The organism is Mucilaginibacter sp. KACC 22773 (genome assembly GCF_028736215.1).
Taxonomy (GTDB): Bacteria; Bacteroidota; Bacteroidia; order Sphingobacteriales; family Sphingobacteriaceae; genus Mucilaginibacter.
Genome location: NZ_CP117883.1, coordinates 5,751,152 through 5,769,021, shown reverse-complemented (window position 1 = coordinate 5,769,021; position 17,870 = coordinate 5,751,152). Strand labels below are relative to the sequence as shown.

At 44.6% G+C, this 17,870-nt stretch carries 12 protein-coding genes and 1 tRNA gene; 5 read left to right on the top strand and 8 right to left on the bottom strand.

Annotation, left to right across the window (positions count from 1 at the left end; translation table 11 throughout):
* Window positions 1-40: 40 nt before the first annotated feature.
* Together PQ469_RS23860 and PQ469_RS23855 are read right to left on the bottom strand one after the other, a co-directional pair.
* Complete coding sequence (locus tag PQ469_RS23860; protein WP_274209900.1) at window positions 41-3,784, bottom strand: S8 family serine peptidase; 3,744 nt, start codon at window positions 3,782-3,784, stop codon at window positions 41-43.
* 132 nt (window positions 3,785-3,916) lie between these two features.
* On the bottom strand, window positions 3,917-5,566 hold the full coding sequence (locus tag PQ469_RS23855) for an NAD+ synthase (protein ID WP_274209899.1): 1,650 nt from the start codon (window positions 5,564-5,566) through the stop codon (window positions 3,917-3,919).
* 57 nt (window positions 5,567-5,623) lie between these two features.
* On the opposite strand from PQ469_RS23855, the gene gldB reads away from it, so the two are divergent.
* Window positions 5,624-6,661 (top strand): gliding motility lipoprotein GldB, encoded by a 1,038-nt coding sequence (gldB, locus tag PQ469_RS23850; RefSeq protein WP_274209898.1) that lies wholly within the window; start codon window positions 5,624-5,626, stop codon window positions 6,659-6,661.
* A 665-nt stretch (window positions 6,662-7,326) separates the two neighbouring features.
* Here the strand turns inward: gldB and PQ469_RS23845 are convergent.
* The 4 genes from PQ469_RS23845 to PQ469_RS23830 form a co-directional block, all read right to left on the bottom strand.
* The gene (locus tag PQ469_RS23845; protein ID WP_090651678.1) at window positions 7,327-7,521 is read right to left on the bottom strand and encodes a hypothetical protein; all 195 of its coding nucleotides are present in this window, start codon (window positions 7,519-7,521) and stop codon (window positions 7,327-7,329) included.
* A 60-nt stretch (window positions 7,522-7,581) separates the two neighbouring features.
* A complete protein-coding gene (locus PQ469_RS23840) occupies window positions 7,582-8,472 on the bottom strand; it encodes a DUF4349 domain-containing protein (RefSeq protein ID WP_274209897.1) in 891 nt (296 codons plus the stop codon).
* Between the two features lie 205 nt (window positions 8,473-8,677).
* Window positions 8,678-9,571, bottom strand: coding sequence for a DUF4349 domain-containing protein (locus PQ469_RS23835; protein WP_274209896.1), 894 nt, complete (start codon window positions 9,569-9,571; stop codon window positions 8,678-8,680).
* Window positions 9,572-9,927: 356 nt separating this feature from the next.
* Window positions 9,928-12,321 (bottom strand): ABC transporter permease, encoded by a 2,394-nt coding sequence (locus tag PQ469_RS23830; RefSeq protein WP_274209895.1) that lies wholly within the window; start codon window positions 12,319-12,321, stop codon window positions 9,928-9,930.
* A gap of 206 nt (window positions 12,322-12,527) precedes the next feature.
* On the opposite strand from PQ469_RS23830, the gene PQ469_RS23825 reads away from it, so the two are divergent.
* Window positions 12,528-12,989: a redoxin domain-containing protein gene (locus PQ469_RS23825; protein ID WP_090651682.1), complete on the top strand. Its 462-nt coding sequence runs from the start codon at window positions 12,528-12,530 to the stop codon at window positions 12,987-12,989.
* 55 nt (window positions 12,990-13,044) lie between these two features.
* On the opposite strand, the gene PQ469_RS23820 is transcribed toward PQ469_RS23825, so the two are convergent.
* Window positions 13,045-14,136, bottom strand: coding sequence for an acyltransferase family protein (locus tag PQ469_RS23820; protein WP_274209894.1), 1,092 nt, complete (start codon window positions 14,134-14,136; stop codon window positions 13,045-13,047).
* 154 nt (window positions 14,137-14,290) lie between these two features.
* Here PQ469_RS23820 and PQ469_RS23815 point away from each other — a divergent pair.
* From PQ469_RS23815 to obgE, 3 genes are all read left to right on the top strand, one after another.
* Window positions 14,291-14,364 (top strand) — tRNA-Arg (locus PQ469_RS23815).
* Between the two features lie 97 nt (window positions 14,365-14,461).
* Window positions 14,462-15,043, top strand: coding sequence for an adenylate kinase (locus tag PQ469_RS23810; RefSeq protein WP_274209893.1), 582 nt, complete (start codon window positions 14,462-14,464; stop codon window positions 15,041-15,043).
* Window positions 15,044-15,207: 164 nt separating this feature from the next.
* Window positions 15,208-16,215 carry a GTPase ObgE gene (gene obgE, locus PQ469_RS23805; RefSeq protein WP_090651685.1) on the top strand — a complete coding sequence of 336 codons (1,008 nt, stop codon included), beginning with the start codon at window positions 15,208-15,210 and terminating at the stop codon, window positions 16,213-16,215.
* An 82-nt stretch (window positions 16,216-16,297) separates the two neighbouring features.
* On the opposite strand, the gene PQ469_RS23800 is transcribed toward obgE, so the two are convergent.
* Complete coding sequence (locus tag PQ469_RS23800; RefSeq protein WP_274209892.1) at window positions 16,298-17,869, bottom strand: hypothetical protein; 1,572 nt, start codon at window positions 17,867-17,869, stop codon at window positions 16,298-16,300.
* Window position 17,870 lies beyond the last annotated feature (1 nt).

Below are 17,870 nucleotides of genomic sequence, written 5' to 3'. Positions count from 1 at the left end.
AAGCCCTCCCTTCCGGGGAGGGTTTGGGTGGGGCTTCCTTCTAATGCACCACAATCACCTTCTTAGCATAAGCTTTACTCCCCAGCATCGCCCTTAATATATACACGCCGGGCTGTACTCCTGTTACATTTATTACCGTGCTGAAATTGCCCTGCGGGATGCTTTGCTTTTCGGAAACTATAGTTTGCCCCACGGAGTTTACCAGCGATAGGTCAAGATCAGCAGCAGCATTTGCTTTAAAAACCACATACAGGTTTGTACTTGCCGGTACGGGGAAAACGGTTAAACCAATATCGGTAGATTTATCAACGTTGGTTGCTGTACGGGCATAGGCAAAAACATCCGATATTACCGCACAACCGCTGGCCAGAGTATCAACAACCTGGTAATTTCCGCTTTGCAAAGGGTCAAACGTAGCGCCTGTTGCACCCTGTATGGATTTGCCGTTTAACAGCCACTGGTTGCCTGTTGTAAAGCTGGAGTTTAAGGTATTGTTACTTTGTGTAATAACTGGTTTAGTTAAGGTAACCGCCTTACGCGCTGCCGAAGCACAACCCAGGCTTTGTACCTTCATGTCATAAAAGTAATAGTAAAAGCCTTTGTAGTAAGTAGTATCGGCAGCATTATCACCCGTGGCATCATTGCCCACTATGCTGAAGATTTTGCCGATGCTAAACGGGTAACTTGTTACGCCTGCATTATTACGATATATGGTGGCTGTGTTGTCATAGGCGATGGATATCAGGTAATTGCCGGCTGCAGGTAATTCCAGGTTAAGGTCGTACACTTTGCCCTGGTCGGCAGGGTCATCAGCCTGAGCGCCGGGTAATGGGGTGGTACGTGTGGCCTGGGCATTAATGGTGGTAGTGGCAACTATTTGCCCGCTGCTGTTGCTTACGTTAAATGTTATTTTGCCCGAATTGCCAATATATAAACGCGCGCTTTGAATAACCACCGGGACTTTGGTGTTCACAATTACCGATGGGGTGAACTGGTTATACCCCCCGCCGGTAAAAATATTTTTTGTTGCCGGGCCAACAGTTCCCTTAAAATCATTTACACCCGCGTAAAAAGTATTATTAACGGGTGTTGCCGTAGTATTTGCAGGGCTGCCTGCCGCAATTGGCACAGCATCATTCGCATTTTGATACCAGAGCATGGTGCCATCGCCCTGCCCCAATAGTTGGTATTGTTTGGTATCGGTACAATAATAGGCACTTAAATCGCCTATTGCCGATGGGCTGTTGATGACAATGGTTGTGGTAATCGTATCGTTATTTTTTACCGGATCGCCGGTTAAATTGCTGATGGCCGTTATGGTATAAGTGGCGCCGGCCAGGGCATTAAAGTTTTGGGCGAAGGTAAAGTTATCCTGATCGCCGGGGGCAAGGGTACCTGTGTAAGTACCGTTAAATGTAGTTACCGTATTATCGGCGGCGGTTATTTTTACGGTTAATGGCACGTTGGTGATAGCCGCACTGCCAAAGTTTTTAACCGCTATAGTAACCGGCGTACTTGCCGAACATGCCCCGCTTGAACCCGGATTAACTATAGATAGCACGCCGGCATCAATACTGGTTTGTAAAAACTGTACCCGATAGTCCTGCGTTTCGCCTTTGGCATAGCTGCCGCAGGCTGTAATGCTGGCCGCGCTGTTGGTTTCGCTGAGTACTACCCGCATCAGGCTATAAGTTCCGGCTACAACGGTTGCCGGTATTTTGATGTTTGTAGTATAGGTGCCTGTGCCATTTATAATGCCGGTGGTTGCTACCAGTTCCGTATCTTCAAAAATGCCGTTCTCGTTATAGTCAATAAAAACTTTGGCGGCTTTATTGAAGTTGGCGGCGCAGGTGCCCAGTGTAAGGCTAAGCGGGTATGATTTATCCTGCTCGAGCTGAATGGTTAAATTGGTGTAGTCAGAATAGCTTTTGCAGCCTGCTGCCGGGCTGTTATCGATATTGGCCAGCTTGACATTGTTAATGCGCGAATCGGCATCGCTTAGAGGGGCAGACGTGCAATAGGCAGTGCCGCCTATCCCGGTAACTATAAGCGAGTAAGCCTGCGGGCCGGATGTTAAATTGCCTTTATGCGATACAGTTACGGTGTAAGCTTTACCCGGTACTGTATTGGCAATATATACCTGCTCCACATTATCCCTGATGTTGTTGCCGGTTGTAGCGGCTGCCGATGGATGATCGGGATCTAAAACCCAGGCGTTGTAAGTTGTGGTGCCATCACTTACTTTAATATCAAGGTCGTTAATTAGTTTTGGTGTGCGGCTGTTGATAGTGCCATCGGGCGAAACTGTTCCCTGGGGGTCTGTCCAGGCAATGGTGGCAATCAAGGCGCTGGCGCCCGATGCCAGTACGTTAAAGGTTTGCGTTTGGCCCTGGGCAAGTGAGTTTTCCTTTACCATGCTTTTAACGCCATTATCGGTAATGGCCTGTGCCGCCTTGGGCATATCAAGCAATCCCCAGCCATAAATATAATCTGGGCCAACGTTGCCGGCATCAAAGGCGGTATGGCAAACCAGGCCTTTCAGTGTGGCCGATTTCATGAAATTTCCACTGTTTTTTTGAGCATAGTATTCCTGCAATAAATACAACGAACCGGTGATATTGGGCGCGGCCATCGATGTGCCCGATAGCGTAAGGTACGATGAACTGTTAGCTATCCCTACCGAAGTTACATTTACCCCATCCCCCATAATGTCTGGTTTTACGCGACCGTCGTCTGTAGGGCCCCAGGCGCTGAAATAGGCAACGCTCACATCGTTCCTGTTGGTAGGGCCTGATGGCAAGGGGTTTACTGCGCCAACCGTCAGCGTGTTTTTGGCGTTACCTGTGGTGCTGATGATATCATAGCCGCTATTGTCGCTTATTGTTGAGGGGCGGGCGCCTTTATTTACCATAGTTTGATCGGTGCGGCTGCGGTAGCCGTAGTAAGTTGCACCTATGGCCGGCCCGTTGCTGGCCCTGCTGTTCCCTGCCGATTCCACAATAAGGTAATAGGGGGCCGTATAGGCTATTTTATCCCATGACTGGGCGCGGGTATCGTAAAATCCAAAAGTGTAATCAACAGTATCACCCGGCAGGCCATACCACTCCCAGCGGCTGGCATCGCTGTTATAATCCCAGCCGGCAACATCGCCATAAGAATGGTTTGATAGCAACAGTCCCGCTGCCGCGCCGCTCATTTCAGATACGTCGTTATCAAAATCCCATGACAACAGGCTGCCGGCATTAAAAGCCATACCTTTTGCCGGAGCGTAAATGCCTTTGGCAATCATGGTGCCGGCCACATGAGTGGTATGGTCAAGCACCGAAGCGCCATCTTTTATCGTAATGGTTTTACCGGCAAATTCCTGGTGCGCGGCATATACCGAACCGCCATCCCAAATGGCCAGCTTACCAACCAGGTTGCTGCCAGATCCTGAAAGATTTAAACCTAATGAGCCGCCTGGCTGTACGGCGTTGGTTCCAGTTGTAGCCGCGGCCGTTGTATTATTGTGCGTAGTAAGATATATAGGAAAGCCAAGGCTGTTTACGCCCTGTAAAAACACGTGGTTACCGTTGCGCGACCGGCGTGTAACCGGCCAGCCTTTTTGCGCCGCCAATGAAAGGGCCTGTTGCTTATTTACATTGAAAGTACTCCTCAATTGCGAAGAAAAACTGCTTAATTCGGCTTTTTTTGCATCGCTAACCAGCGGTTGCTGAGCAAATGTTTGAACTGCAATACACAGCAAAAAAAAAGAAGTACATACCGCGGCGTATCGCTTATTCATAGGCTTGAAATATAGGTATTTTTAGTATGAAGTAGTTAGTATCAAGTATCAAGATTTTTGACTTTCGAACAAAGGTTTTTTAGACTAACCCGCAACTGTCTTGATACTTGATACTAACTACTTGATACTTTTTTACGACAAATATTTCCCTACTATTGGCATCCTGCGGCCCATGCCAAATGCTTTGGGAGATACCCGTAATATTGGCGGGGTTTGGTAACGTTTATGTTCGGCGGAGTTGGTGAGTTTGATCACCCTGCGAACTGTTGCTTCATCGTAACCCATTTTAATGATCTCGGCAGATGAGCGGCGGTATTCAATATATTCTTCCAATATCTTATCCAGTATATCGTATTCGGGCAACGAGTCGGTATCCTTTTGATCAGGTCTTAACTCGGCCGATGGCGGTTTTACAATGGAGTTTATCGGGATGATCTCTTTGTCTTTATTAATATGGCGGGCCAGGGCAAATACCTGGGTTTTGTATACATCGCCTATAACAGAAATGCCGCCGCACATATCGCCGTATAAAGTTCCATAGCCAACGGCGGCTTCACTTTTATTACTGGTATTAAGCAATATATAGCCAAACTTGTTACACATGGCCATTAACAATACCGCCCTGGTACGCGATTGGATATTTTCTTCGGCAATGTTAAACGGAAGGTTTTTAAATTGGGGATGCAGCGATGTTTCTATAGCCTGGGTTATATCTTTTATGGCGATGGTCTCGCTCTTGCAACCCAAATTAGCCACCAGGTCTTCGGCGTCTTTCAGCGAATGATCGGTTGAAAAACGGGACGGCAATAATACTGCCATTACATTTTGAGCCCCTAAAGCCTCGGCAGCCAATGCGCAAACTACGGCGGAATCGATACCGCCGGACAGACCTAAAATTGCCTGCTTAAAGCCCGATTTATAAAAGTAATCGCGGATGCCTAATATGATGCCCTGGTGAATTTGCTCAATATCGCCGGGACGGTCTGTTTTCATGGTTGACGGATGCTCAAAGCTGATACTGTTATCCTCATTGAGGGTATAGTAAGCCGTACTTTCTTCAAAATAGGGCATTTCATCTATCAGTGTCCCTTTATTATCAAACACCAGCGATCCGCCGTCAAAAATCAGTTCGGTTTGTGCGCCTATATTATTGATATATAAAAGAGGCAGCTTGTAACGGCTGGCATTATCGCTTAAAATAGCAATCCGCGTTTCATCATGGTTATAAGCAAATGGCGAAGCTGCGATATTAATCATTACATCGGGCCGCTGATGGATCAGGATATCCATAGGTCGGGTGATGTATAAAGGGTTTTCAATCGTGTTCCACAAGTCTTCGCAAATGGTAAGCGCTATTTTTTTGCCTTTAAATTCAATACAGTTAAAATCCGTTGATGGTTCAAAATAGCGGTATTCGTCAAATACATCATAGTTGGGTAGCAGCGCTTTGTTTACAATCGCTTTTACTTTACCATCCTCAATAAAATAGGCCGAATTATTTAAGTCCTTGCCTTCGGTTTTATTGTTAACTGTAGGCAGGCCGATAATACAGGCGATATCAATACACACTTCGGCTATTTTTTTTGCCGATTCTTCGCACAGGCCAATAAACTCGTCAAATTCCAGGAAATCACGGGCTGGGTAGCCGCACACGCATAGCTCGGCAAAAACCACCAGGTCGGCACCGTTTTGTTTGGCTTTTAATATATGGTCAATTATTTTGGCTGTGTTTGATTCGAAGTTACCTATATGATAGTTAAGCTGGGCTAATGCAATTTTCATGGATGGTATAGTAACGTATTAATGCAAATAAAAATTATTTTTGCTCAAAGGATAAATATGATAACTACCCGGTATAAAGCAAAACAAATTTACTTAATTTTTTTTATCGGTATGATATTGTCGGCCTGCCGCGGCAACAAAAAGGTTGATGTAAGTAATATTGACCTTGAGGTGAAGATTGAACGCTTCGACCAGGATTTCGACGCCATGCGCACCCACCCTATGGCACAGCAGGCTATTCACCTGCATAATAAGTACAAGGTGTTTTACCAGGATTTTATTGAACGTATTTTACCGGTAGGCAGCATCAGGGATACCGCTTATTTTAAAACGCTGCGCAATGTTTTTGCCAACAAAGCATATAACGACCTAAGGCACGATGTGGAGGCTACTTACCCCAAGCTGGATAAGCAGGAAGCCGAACTTACCGATGCCTTTAAGCATATTAAATATTATTACCCCCAAAAAAGGATTCCTAAGGTTTACAGTTATTTTTCGGGCTTCCAGGCGCAAACATCCATAGGCGATGGGTATTTTGCTATCGGGCTAGATTTGTTTTTGGGTGCCAATTCGCGGTTTTACCCTTCCATCACCAGCGCGTTCCCGCATTATTTATCAAGGCATTTTACGCCCGAAAACATTACGCCGCGGGTGGTTGAAGGCATTGCCCGCGAAGATATGTTCCCCGAAAGTGACGATGATAAATCGTTGTTGACAAAAATGATTTACAATGGTAAGATCATGTATTTTATGGACAAAATTTTGCCCGATGCCGGCGATACCCTGAAAATAAGCTACACCCGCGACCAGCTAAAATGGTGCACCGATTTTGAGCCTAAGATATGGGCTTACTTTTTAGAAGAAAACCTGCTGTACGAAACCGACTATCCCAAAATTCAAAAATACCTTACCGAAGCACCCTTTACGCCCGGCCTTGGCGAACGCAATGAATCGGCCCCAAAACTGGCCGTATGGACGGGCTGGCAAATTGTACGCGCTTATATGGATAAACATCCCGAAGTTACCCTGCAACAGTTAATGGCCAATAAGGATGCGCAGAAAATATTGAATGAATCGAAGTACCGGCCAAAGTAAAGCGAAGCCAGCCGGAACCTGAAGGCAATGGTGTTAAGAAATGCAGCGGTAACAATCTTCCGGGCACCTACAGGGACAAATCAATCAAAGTGTTGGCAAAAAAATTTGCAAGTAGCGTTCAAAACTGATAAAATTAACCGCAAACTGTGTGTACCGGTACAGGGTGAAACACCCTGGTACGGGGTGGTACACCACTCGTAGTTAATTTTTTTAACCCTGGCGATGTGTGGGGTTAAACTTATCGGATTAATTCGCCCGTATTAGATGGGGGTTATTGGTAATTACAAAGCTACCTGGTGGCCTATAAAGATGCTCAAAGATATTGAGCGAATCAAAGTACATGCCGAATTAGGACCCTCGGCCCCCTGAAAGGGGAGTTTTTGATTTACTGTTAAAGAAAGTTTAATAGCATCAAGCGAAGGCCTGTTATCCTGAGCCTGTCGAAGACTCGCGCGGAGAGGCATTTGTCCGTAAAGGGTCCCTTAGCATGACAGTTTTTTATTTTTGAATGTCATTTCCGCTTTGGTATTTTGACAATTTTATAACTGAATATGACCACTTTTTAAAAATGCACAGAAACCAAAAAAGCCCCATCCAAAAAATGAACGGGGCTTCTTTATAATATGTATTTTCCCAAACTCCCCCTTTCAGGGGGCAGGGGGGCTTTACTTCATAATTGCGAAAACAGCTTTTAAAGCTATCAGGGTACCAATTAACAATGCTGCGTTGGCTATCCATGAGAAATAAGCTGAGTTTTCATCACCTGCAAAACGGATAAATACACCAAAAATGCCTATGATGATTGCGACAACTAATAGTTTGTAATGTTTCTCTGCGTTAGCGTTTTCCATTGACTCCATGATACCGATATTTTTTGTACCGCAAAAATAGAAATGTTTACCGAAAATGCTACTAAATTTTTATGATTTTATAGTGCCGAAAAATGCCGGGTGTTTTCGCCTATAATACCTGAACAATAGCCATAAACAGATGGCAGCTAAAACGAATACCCAGATATTGGCGAAACCAACGGCCAGATTGATAAAAAGCGACCATCCATAAATTAATGCGCTAACCAAACGTTTAGAAGCAGGCAACTGATATGCTGATGCATCATTACTTGGCAGTACCTCTTTTAATACCGTTCTGCTTTGGTAAAAACTTAATATTACAGTACTAAACTTTACATCCTGGTCTGTTTTAAGGTTAGCAATTTTTCTGTCGACAATGTCATCTTTAGCCGTGAGTTGTTTTTCCGGGTCGGTCTTTTCACCGGTGTTCGCCTCCTGTTTTACAGCATTTTCCCTGTTTTCGCGCTTGAGCTTTGAAGATAAATAATCAAGAGATTTATCTTCGATGTTCATTTTCCTGTTCTCGACATATAGTCCTATCTGGGCAACCTGGTTCATGAAATCTTCCAGGTGATTTGGAGGAACGTTGACTGTCATATCGGCAACGCTGCTAAACGAAGATATGTGCATCACAGAATCATTACCGACGCTTAGGTCCTGGCTGCCTTCGTTTGTGGTTTGCATTTGGTGATGAATTACCATGCCTCCATATTTTGCAGTTAAGGCGGTAACCGTTTCTGTGGCTTTGCCAACATCTTTTACTTTAATACGCATATCGGCCGTTTTAACCAGCTTAGCATCGTCAAGTTTGTCGGTTTTGGCCGTAACTGCAGCAGGCGATACACTGGCCGTATCTGCGCTATTAGTACTTTTTTCGTTGTCGTAACTTCCGCCAGAACCCTTACAGGCGCCCAGCAGCAAGAACCCCGCCGCAAGGGCAGTAAAAATTTTTGTTTTCATGATGTTAATTTGTTTTTTGGTTACTATTGATACCAAAAAGGGTATTTAGGTAACCGTTATGTTTTTAGAAAATCAGTAAGTTATGACGAGCGCCTGGACGTTGGTTAAAGATTCACCCCGCTCATGGGTATTTCTAACCATAATCTGCTCCCACGCCATTTTCAACACCCTTCGTCGCCTTTGCCGAAAGGAATGAAAATGCTATTCAGGGTTTTATCGCACCTAAAAAAGCCGGGTGTTTTCTTTTATAAAATCTGAATAACATCCATACGGCTATCGCGGCTAAAACAAATACCCAAAGATTGGTAAGCGCCAAAATTAATTCGGTAAACAAAAACCAACCGTAAGCCACCGAATTGAAAAAACGTTTGCCGAAAGATAGCTGATAGGCCGATGGATCATCGTTGGCGATGTTTTCCTGGATGATGGTATTGCTTTCATAAAAGTTAAGGGTAATTACGCTAAACTTAACGGCAGCATCTATTTTAAGATTGTCAATCTGCCCGTCTACCATATCATCCTTTAACAACAATACATTCAGCGGATTTTTGATGGTAACCTTGCCTTTCTTTTGCTGATCTACCAGTTCTTTGCGGCTGTTTAGTTTTAGTTTTGCGGATAGATAATCGAGCGATTTATCTTCAATATCCATTTTGCTGAGGGTAACATGCGTACCCATATGGGCCACCTGGTACATAAAATCCTCCAGTTTATCCGAGGGGACTTTAATGGTCATGTCTTCGTTGGTATTGAATGCCGATACCCTGCGTACGGAGTCACCGCTGATGCGGTAATCCTGGCTGCCCTGCGCCGACGACTCCATTTGGTGGTGCATTACCATGCCGTTGTTTTTCACCGTGAGCGCGGTTATTTTCTCGGCCGTTTGCTGAACATTTTTTACTTTGAAACGCATATCGGCCGATTTTACAAGCTTGGGCTGTACAAATAAGGAGGTATCGGCCATCGTTTCTTTTTCTGACTTAGCCGAATCGGCGCTGCTGCTGTTGTTTATAGCTTCGTAATTTCCCGACCTGCCTCCCTTACAAGCGCCCAGCAGCAATACTCCCGCCGCAAGGGCAGTAAAAAATTTTGTTTTCATGATGTTAATTTGTTTTTTGGTTACTATTGATACCAAAAAGGCCATTTAGGTAACCCTACGGACGAGATAATCAGGGGATTAAAGTTGTGGGGCCGTAAGGGCAGATTGACTTCATGAAGTATTTGGCGGAACGCTGGCGACGACTCACCCGGTCGAGGCTGCGCCCGACCACCCTATCTCCGGCTGCGCCGCAAAGAGGGTGTAGCTCATTTTTTATATCTTTTAGCCCCTCTATGCGCGAAGCGGAGAGGCAGACGGGCGTAGCCTCGTCGGGGTGAGTCGTCTCCGCCGCGCACGATTTATCCCAGCTTTTCACCAATGAACTAATGAACCAGTGAACTAACCGAACCAATGAACTAACCCTCCTCCTTTAAACTATCCACCGGATTGGCCATCGCCGTTTTGATAGATTGAAAGCTCACGGTTATCATCGCAATTACAACAGCTGCCAGTGCGGTAAGCACAAATACCCACCATTGGATGTTTTGGCGGTAAGCATATCCCTGCAGCCATTTTTGCATGGCCAGCCAGGCTAAAGGTGTGGCAATGGCTATGGCAACCAGTACCAGTTTGATGAAATCTTTTGATAGCATGGTTACTAAACGGAACACCCCGGCACCCAATATTTTGCGGATACCTATTTCGCGGTTACGCTGGCTGGCGGCATAGGCCGCAAGGCCAAATAAGCCCAGGCAGGCTATCATAATGGCAAGGGTAGTAAATACCACAAATAGGCTCCCCATGCGCTGCTCGGTGCGGTAAAGGGCGTCAAAATCGGCATCCATAAATGAGTATTCAAATTGCTGGTTTGGGGCAAGCTTTTTCCACTCATGTTCTGCATGGTTTAAAAAAAGCGGCAGGTTTTTGGTATCCACTTTAACGCAAAGCAACTGCCGCCAATCCTGGTTCATGACCATTACCAGCGGACTGATGTTATCCCTTAACGAACTGAAGTTGAAATCTTTTACCACACCTATAACATGATATGTTCTGGCATTTGGCCCCTGCCCGGTAGTAAGCGTTTTATTTAAGGCATTGTTATTAAAGCCCAGCATATTGGCAGCTGTTTGATTGATGACCATTCCCGATGAGTCGGAACGGAACTGGCCCGAAAATCCGCGGCCTGTTAACAAGTGCATGCCCATGGTATGCAGGTAATCTTCGTCAACCGACCAATATTCGGCCATCAAGCCGCTTTTATGCTCGCTGCTGATGCTGTTTGGGAAGTGGGTTGTGTTGGTAGGGTAGTAGGCGCTAAGTGTGGCGTTAACAACGCCCGGTAATTGCTTTACTTGCTGTTTTAACAACTGCGGATTATTTAACGCGTTTACATTTTTTATTAGCAGTAGCTGGTCGCGGTTAAAGCCAAGGTCTTTATTTTGGATATACCTGAGTTGGTTGTAAACTACCATGGTGCCAATGATCAGGAAAATGGATATCGAAAACTGGAATACTACCAAGAAGCTGCGCAGCATGCCTCCTTTAAACCCGGTTGATATTTTGCCCTTTAAAACATGAGCAGGGTGAAAGGCCGACAGGAAAAAGGCAGGGTACGAGCCGGAAACAATGCCAACAATGATGATGATAACCGCCAAAGCAGGCAACAGCCAGCTAACCAGTTGCTTGCTTATCGTTATCTGTTTTCCGGCCAGCTGGTTAAATGCAGGTAGCAACGCCCATGCCACTAATACCGCTATGATAGTAGCTGCCAGGGTAACAATAAATGATTCGGACAGGAACTGTACAATGAGCGACCAGCGCGAGGAGCCCAGTACTTTGCGCACCCCAACTTCGCGGGCGCGGTTGGCAGCGCGGGCGGTTGAAAGGTTCATGAAGTTGATACAGGCCAGCACCAATATAAACAATGCAATGGCCGAGAAGATGTATACATACTGAATGTTGCCGTTTGGCCTCAGTTCGCGCTGGCGATTTGATTGCAGGTGGATGTTTTTTAGCGGCGTTAAATTCAGACGGATATAATTACCGCCTTTTTCAAATTTATCCATGTTCATACTGCCGTTAAGCCATTGGCGCATCAGGGCAGGCAGTTTGCCTTCGAGGCGCTCAGGGCTTGCACCCGGCTTCAGCAAAATATAGGTGCCGAAACTAAAATGATTAAACGTTTTATCGCGCGATGATTCCTGCGATAAAATTGACAGGAAGAAACCGGCCGTAAAATGCGATTGCACGGGTACATCTTTAACAACCCCGGTTATTTTATGCGGGATGCTATCGGTATTAATGGTGAGTGTTTGGCCTACTACGTCGGTTTTGTTAAAGTATTTGATGGCCGACGATTCGGTAAGTACAATGGCGTTCGGGTCATTCAGCGCGGTTTTCGGGTCACCATCAATCATGGGTAAGGTAAATATCGAAAACAGGGATGGGTCGCAATAGACCACTTTATCTTCGGCAATATCCTGGCTGCCTTTTTTAAAGCGGATATTTAAGGCAGGCGAGATCCTTACGGCGTTTTCTACTTCCGGGAAATTGTTTTTTAAAGCATCGCCCACGGGTGGCGCGGCAATTGCAAATGAGGTTATAACGCCGCCATATTTTAAATCGGTGTTTACCCGGTAAATGCGTTCATATTTTGCATTGTACCTATCGTAGCTCAACTCATCAACCACATATAAAACAATGAGCAGGCAGGTTGCCAGGCCCATCGCCAGCCCTAAAATATTGATAAAAGTAAAACCCTTATTTTTTAACAGGGAACGGAACGCGGTTTTGATGTAATTCCTGATCATAGCTTTATTGGTTGATAGGATAAAGCTATAACTAAATATTTAGTTAATCAAGGATTGAAAGAAAATGGATCTGATTTGTTTTTGCCATATCAGTAAACAGAGATATTATGGCGGCGCACTCGAGAAAGATCGTAGTGAAATTTTGACCCTTTATTTACTATGTTTTCATTTAATTATCATTCATTTGCAGTATAAAAACACGCATTATGTCATTACAACCAGGCCAGGCGGCACCACAATTTACATTAGTATCATCAGGGTTGAAAACTGTATCACTGTCCGATTTTAAGGGACGCAAGGTGGTATTACACTTTTTCCCTTTGGCATTTACCGGCGTTTGCACCACGCAACTATGCACCATGCGCGATAGCTTTGGCTATTACGATGGGTTAAACGCTACCATACTGGGCATCTCGGTGGATTCGCCTTTTTCGCTGGCCAAGTTTAAAGAAGAAAATGGTTATCAGTTTGATTTGTTATCCGACTTTAACAAAGAGGTATCTACCGCTTACCAAGCCATTTATGCCGATTTTGTAATGGGCTTAAAAGGCGTTTCAAAACGTGCCGCATTTGTTATCGACGAGGAGCAAAATATCATTTACGCCGAAGTACTGGAAGTTGCTACCGACCTGCCAAACTTTGCGGCCATTGCCGAAGTGGTAAAATAATTTTGTATACTATAGCACACCGAGCCTGTTAAGCCGAAATGCCTGGCAGGCTTTTTTATGCCTTTTTGTTTTTAGCAAAATGTTTCTTCAGCTTTAAGAAAAACTTCTCGTAATAAAAATATGATAACACCGGCACCAGCGCCAGGAACAGCAGGTTGATGGGATATTTGGTAAGCGGGAACCTGGTATCATTAGACAGGAACAGTTGCTGCCAGATGTAGATACTGTACGATAGTACGCCGATGAAACTCAATGCCGTCAAGTTCAGAAATTTATATACCAAATTGGTTTTGGGGCTGATGTTATTGACAATGATAATGCCGATAAAAATGGATATGAACAAATTGATAAAGCAAGATTGCAGCGTAAAAAAAGCATCGAACTTTAGGTAAAATATCATAAAAACGGATACCAGGGTAGCCGCCAGGCCGAACCTGCCAAAGTTTAAATAACCTTTAAATAACAAAACCGAAAACAGGCAACCCACAGCGATGCCCTGGAATTTAACCACGTAACGTAAAGCGGCAGACAGTACGCCGTTATTTAAAAAAGCGATTATTGTTTGAAGGTAAACCAGTACAGGTACCAGCAGAATGATTGCCAACAGGATAGTTACGTATAACTGAAACTTCTTTTTGATAAAAACCGGGAACAGCAGGTAAAACTGCTCTTCAACCGATAGCGACCAGTAATGGGCCAGGCTCCAGTCGAACTGTAACCTTCTGAAATAGGAAAGGTTGGCGATGAACAATGCCGACGATATAAAACTGAGCGCACCTACCTGCAATTTGAAAAAATAATTAAGTATGGCAATCACCACTATGTACAGGTAAGCAACCGGGAGGATTCTTAATGCACGGCGGATGTAGAAGTTTTTGAGCGATAAATCGCCGGTTGTTATTTTCTCCTTAATGCATAAAGTGGTGATTAAAAAACCGCTGATCACAAAAAATACATCAACGCCCAGGGGGCCGATAAATACAAGGCTTTGAAAATAAGGGTTGTAGTTGAGGATGAAATGATGGATAAGCACCATGATGATTGAAACGGCCCTTAACCCGTTCAGCGATGGATAGGTTTTTTGATCTAAAATAGCAGGCACCGATTTTATTTCGGAGAAAAGGCTGGCGCTATTGTTAAACTTCACGTTGGTTATTATCCGGTTAAAAAATTAAAGATATAAAAACAAATAACTAATTATGAAGCAAAGTAAGACCATGCAATACTGCGGTTTATAGGTTTTTTGAAAAAAAGTGTGAGAGATTAAAAAGAAATTCTATCTTTGCATTCCGTTTCGAAAAGCACTCGTAGCTCAATTGGATAGAGCGTCTGACTACGGATCAGAAGGTTAGGGGTTCGACTCCCTTCGAGTGCACATAAAATATGCCTTTAAATGGTTTTGTCCATACAGGTACAAAGTTAATCCTAAGCCTTTCTGTGTTGTACCGAAAGGCTTTTAATTTATAACGAGCATGCTAAACCTGGTATTGTTTGGTCCACCCGGAGCCGGGAAAGGGACTCAGTCACAAAAGCTTATTGAACAATATGGATTGATCCATTTATCAACCGGCGATCTTTTACGTGGCGAAATTGCGCAAGGAACAACACTTGGGTTAGAGGCCAAGAAGCTGATGGACGATGGTAAATTGGTTCCAGATGCGGTTGTAATTGGCATGATCAGCAATAAGCTGGACAGTAATAAAGATGGCAAGGGTTTCATTTTTGATGGTTTTCCCCGCACGGTTGCACAGGCAGAAGCGCTGGATAGCTTGTTAACCAGCAAACATTCGGCTATAACCGGCATGATAGCGCTTGAGGTTGATGATGATGAATTATTGCGTCGCCTATTGCTTCGTGGTAAAGATTCGGGCAGGCCTGATGATGCTAATCCGGAAGTGATTAGCAAACGCATCCATGAATACAATGATAAAACGGCGCCTGTGGCCGGTTTTTATAAAAACCAGGGTAAATTTAAAAGCATTAATGGCATAGGCTCGGTAGATGAGATTTTTGGCCAGATACATGCCATTATTGAAGCCTGGTTAAAAGATTAATATTTAAAGTCCGGAAGACGGGAAGTCAGTAAAGTCCGGAAGTTAGTAAGGATAAAGTCGGGAAGATAGGAAATCGGTAAAGTCCGAAAGTTAGGAAGTTAAAACTCTTAAACTTTCGGACTTTACTGACTTTCGGACTTTCGGTCTCAAAAAGAGAAAAAATTATGTCGCAAGGTTCCAATTTTGTTGATTATGTGAAAATCTGTTGCCGCAGTGGCCACGGAGGGGCGGGCTCTGCGCATTTACACCGTGATATATTAACCTCAAAAGGTGGCCCCGATGGTGGCGATGGCGGTCGTGGCGGCCATGTTATTGTTAAAGGTAATGCCCAGTTATGGACCATGCTGCACCTTAAATACCGCAAGCATGTTATTGCCGGCGATGGCGATTCGGGCGGCAGCTCGTTACGCAGCGGCAAAACCGGAAGAGACGAGATTTTGGAAGTACCCCTGGGCACCACCGTTAAAAATGCCGAAACCGGTGAGGTGATCTTCGAGATAACCCAGGACGGAGAAACCCGTATTTTAACCCCTGGCGGCCGTGGCGGCCTGGGCAACTGGCACTTTAAAACCCCAACCCAGCAAACCCCCCGCTTTGCCCAACCCGGCGAAGATGGTAAAGAAGACTGGAATATACTGGAACTAAAAATCCTGGCTGATGTTGGTTTGGTAGGATTCCCCAATGCCGGTAAATCTACCCTGCTTTCGGTAGTATCCGCCGCCAAGCCCGAAATTGCCGATTACGCTTTTACAACCCTGGTACCCAACCTGGGCATCGTATCCTATCGTGATAACCGCTCATTTGTAATGGCCGATATCCCGGGCATTATTGAGGGTGCATCGCAGGGCAAGGGTTTAGGCTTTAGGTTCCTGAGGCATATCGAGCGTAACTCGGTACTATTGTTTATGGTACCCGCTGATACGCCGCGCACCATCAAAGAAGAGTATGAAATATTACTAAACGAGCTGCAGGAATACAATGCCGAACTGATGCACAAGCCCCGCGTTTTAGCCGTAACAAAAATGGATTTACTGGATGACGAACTTCAGGCCGAAATGAAGAGGGAGCTGCCGGAAGGAGTGCCTTCGATTTTCATCTCGTCGGTAGCCCAAAAAAACCTTACCGGATTGAAAGATTTGCTTTGGGCCGAGATTAATAAAGCGAGCGTTTAAAAGCAGAGAGTTTAGGGCCCAAATCAGAAAGCTGATTTCCTCAATAAGTTGTACACCAAACTAAAAACTTTAGGCTTTCAGCTCATTTAGCTGAATACAGTACATATTTGTCGCTCAGCATATCCATATGAAAACCCTTATAACCCGGGAAACATTTACGGATGATGTTTGATTTTGGTCCCATGTAACTTGCCGGGAGCATGATAAAGATGGGACCGGCATGGCCATAATGTACATAGTCATCAAACGCAATTTTTACATCGGGGCCAATGGGGTCTAATATTACGTAGCGGTTATGGTTTATCTCCAGGCCCAGGTCGGGGCTGATAAATACAAAAATAGCATCGGTATTTTTCCGGTCGAGTTCCATAATCTGGTCTAACGATTGCTGATCAATGAACAGTTGCGCTATACCAGATGTTCCCCTGGCATTTTTGGTTGCATTTTGATAATAGCTGGGGGCAAAATACCTGATACTTAAAGCAGTAATAAACAGGCACACCAAACCAAAACCAATTTTAACAGGCAGCTTACTTAAACTTACCAGGTAAACAATGCCCGGCGTTATCAGCAAGCCTATGATCCGCAAATGCCTTCCCTCGTAAGAGATATTGGCCTGCTTTAAAAAGCTATACCCAAAAAACAATATTGATACCGAATAAAAAACGGCAAGCAGCAGCGTATAGTTTTTTTCAGGAACAACCCTAACAATACGTATTACTAAAATTACGCTTAATACCGCGGCCAATATCAAAACCACTAACGACCACAACGGATTAAGTATGGGTGTATTGCCATGCGTTATGAGGCCGTTTAATATATCATCTAAAGAAAAGCCCGTCAATACCGGCGAAGCTAAAGGAAAACTTAATGCTTCCCAGCTAAATTTAAACCCAAATGATATGCCGGCCGGGTTTGCCCCTTTTGACATATATTGAAAATAAATTACAGCAAATGATAGCGTGGCGGGAATACCAATCCAGATGCCATTTTTAATCCAATCAAGTACTGCTGTTTTATTTTTAGAAAGGCTGATCCACAGGTAGATACACCCAGCGCCGTACATCCACAAAAAAGATGACTTACAGAAGAACCCTATCCAGGCGGATAGCAGCAAAAATAAGGTAAGCTTCCAGTTGGCATTGTCGAAGCTAACACAACCATACAAAAACCACCCCAGGAAGCCGAAAAGTAAAACCTCGCCACCATTATAAAATATATAAGGTACAAAAAAAGCCTGCTGAATAACTATAATCAGCACGCTTATAGCTGCTAAAAGCTTTGTAAAGCCCACCTTTTTAAAAAAGGCATACAGCCCGGCTATACCTAACAAACCGCATACAGCAGTAGTAATGGCCGCTGCGCGCCCATCGTTAACACCTGGCAATGATTTAAAAAAGTACGGAGCCAGATATTGCCCCGGCGACCACCATGATAAAAACTCGCTGTAGTTTTTGCCGATATCAGCAGGGTCTGGCTTGTTTGTAATATTAAAAGCCCCGCCTGCCTGCATTTTATGCATCACCTGTAAACCCCAGGCCGGATCCGGAAAAATGGCTGCCGGGGCTATAAATATCATTATTCCTAAAATGAGCACAAACAAGCTTAATGCTATCAGTATAATTTTATGCGTTTGAGATTGCTGTGCGATCATA

Bases quoted from the DNA above. Each gene is read 5' to 3' on its own strand.
- PQ469_RS23860 (WP_274209900.1), bottom strand. From the start codon at position 3,784: ATGAATAAGCGATACGCCGCGGTATGTACTTCTTTTTTTTTGCTGTGT.
- PQ469_RS23855 (WP_274209899.1), bottom strand. From the start codon at position 5,566: ATGAAAATTGCATTAGCCCAGCTTAACTATCATATAGGTAACTTCGAA.
- gldB (WP_274209898.1), top strand. From the start codon at position 5,624: ATGATAACTACCCGGTATAAAGCAAAACAAATTTACTTAATTTTTTTT.
- PQ469_RS23845 (WP_090651678.1), bottom strand. From the start codon at position 7,521: ATGGAGTCAATGGAAAACGCTAACGCAGAGAAACATTACAAACTATTA.
- PQ469_RS23840 (WP_274209897.1), bottom strand. From the start codon at position 8,472: ATGAAAACAAAAATTTTTACTGCCCTTGCGGCGGGGTTCTTGCTGCTG.
- PQ469_RS23835 (WP_274209896.1), bottom strand. From the start codon at position 9,571: ATGAAAACAAAATTTTTTACTGCCCTTGCGGCGGGAGTATTGCTGCTG.
- PQ469_RS23830 (WP_274209895.1), bottom strand. From the start codon at position 12,321: ATGATCAGGAATTACATCAAAACCGCGTTCCGTTCCCTGTTAAAAAAT.
- PQ469_RS23825 (WP_090651682.1), top strand. From the start codon at position 12,528: ATGTCATTACAACCAGGCCAGGCGGCACCACAATTTACATTAGTATCA.
- PQ469_RS23810 (WP_274209893.1), top strand. From the start codon at position 14,462: ATGCTAAACCTGGTATTGTTTGGTCCACCCGGAGCCGGGAAAGGGACT.
- obgE (WP_090651685.1), top strand. From the start codon at position 15,208: ATGTCGCAAGGTTCCAATTTTGTTGATTATGTGAAAATCTGTTGCCGC.
- PQ469_RS23800 (WP_274209892.1), bottom strand. From the start codon at position 17,869: ATGATCGCACAGCAATCTCAAACGCATAAAATTATACTGATAGCATTA.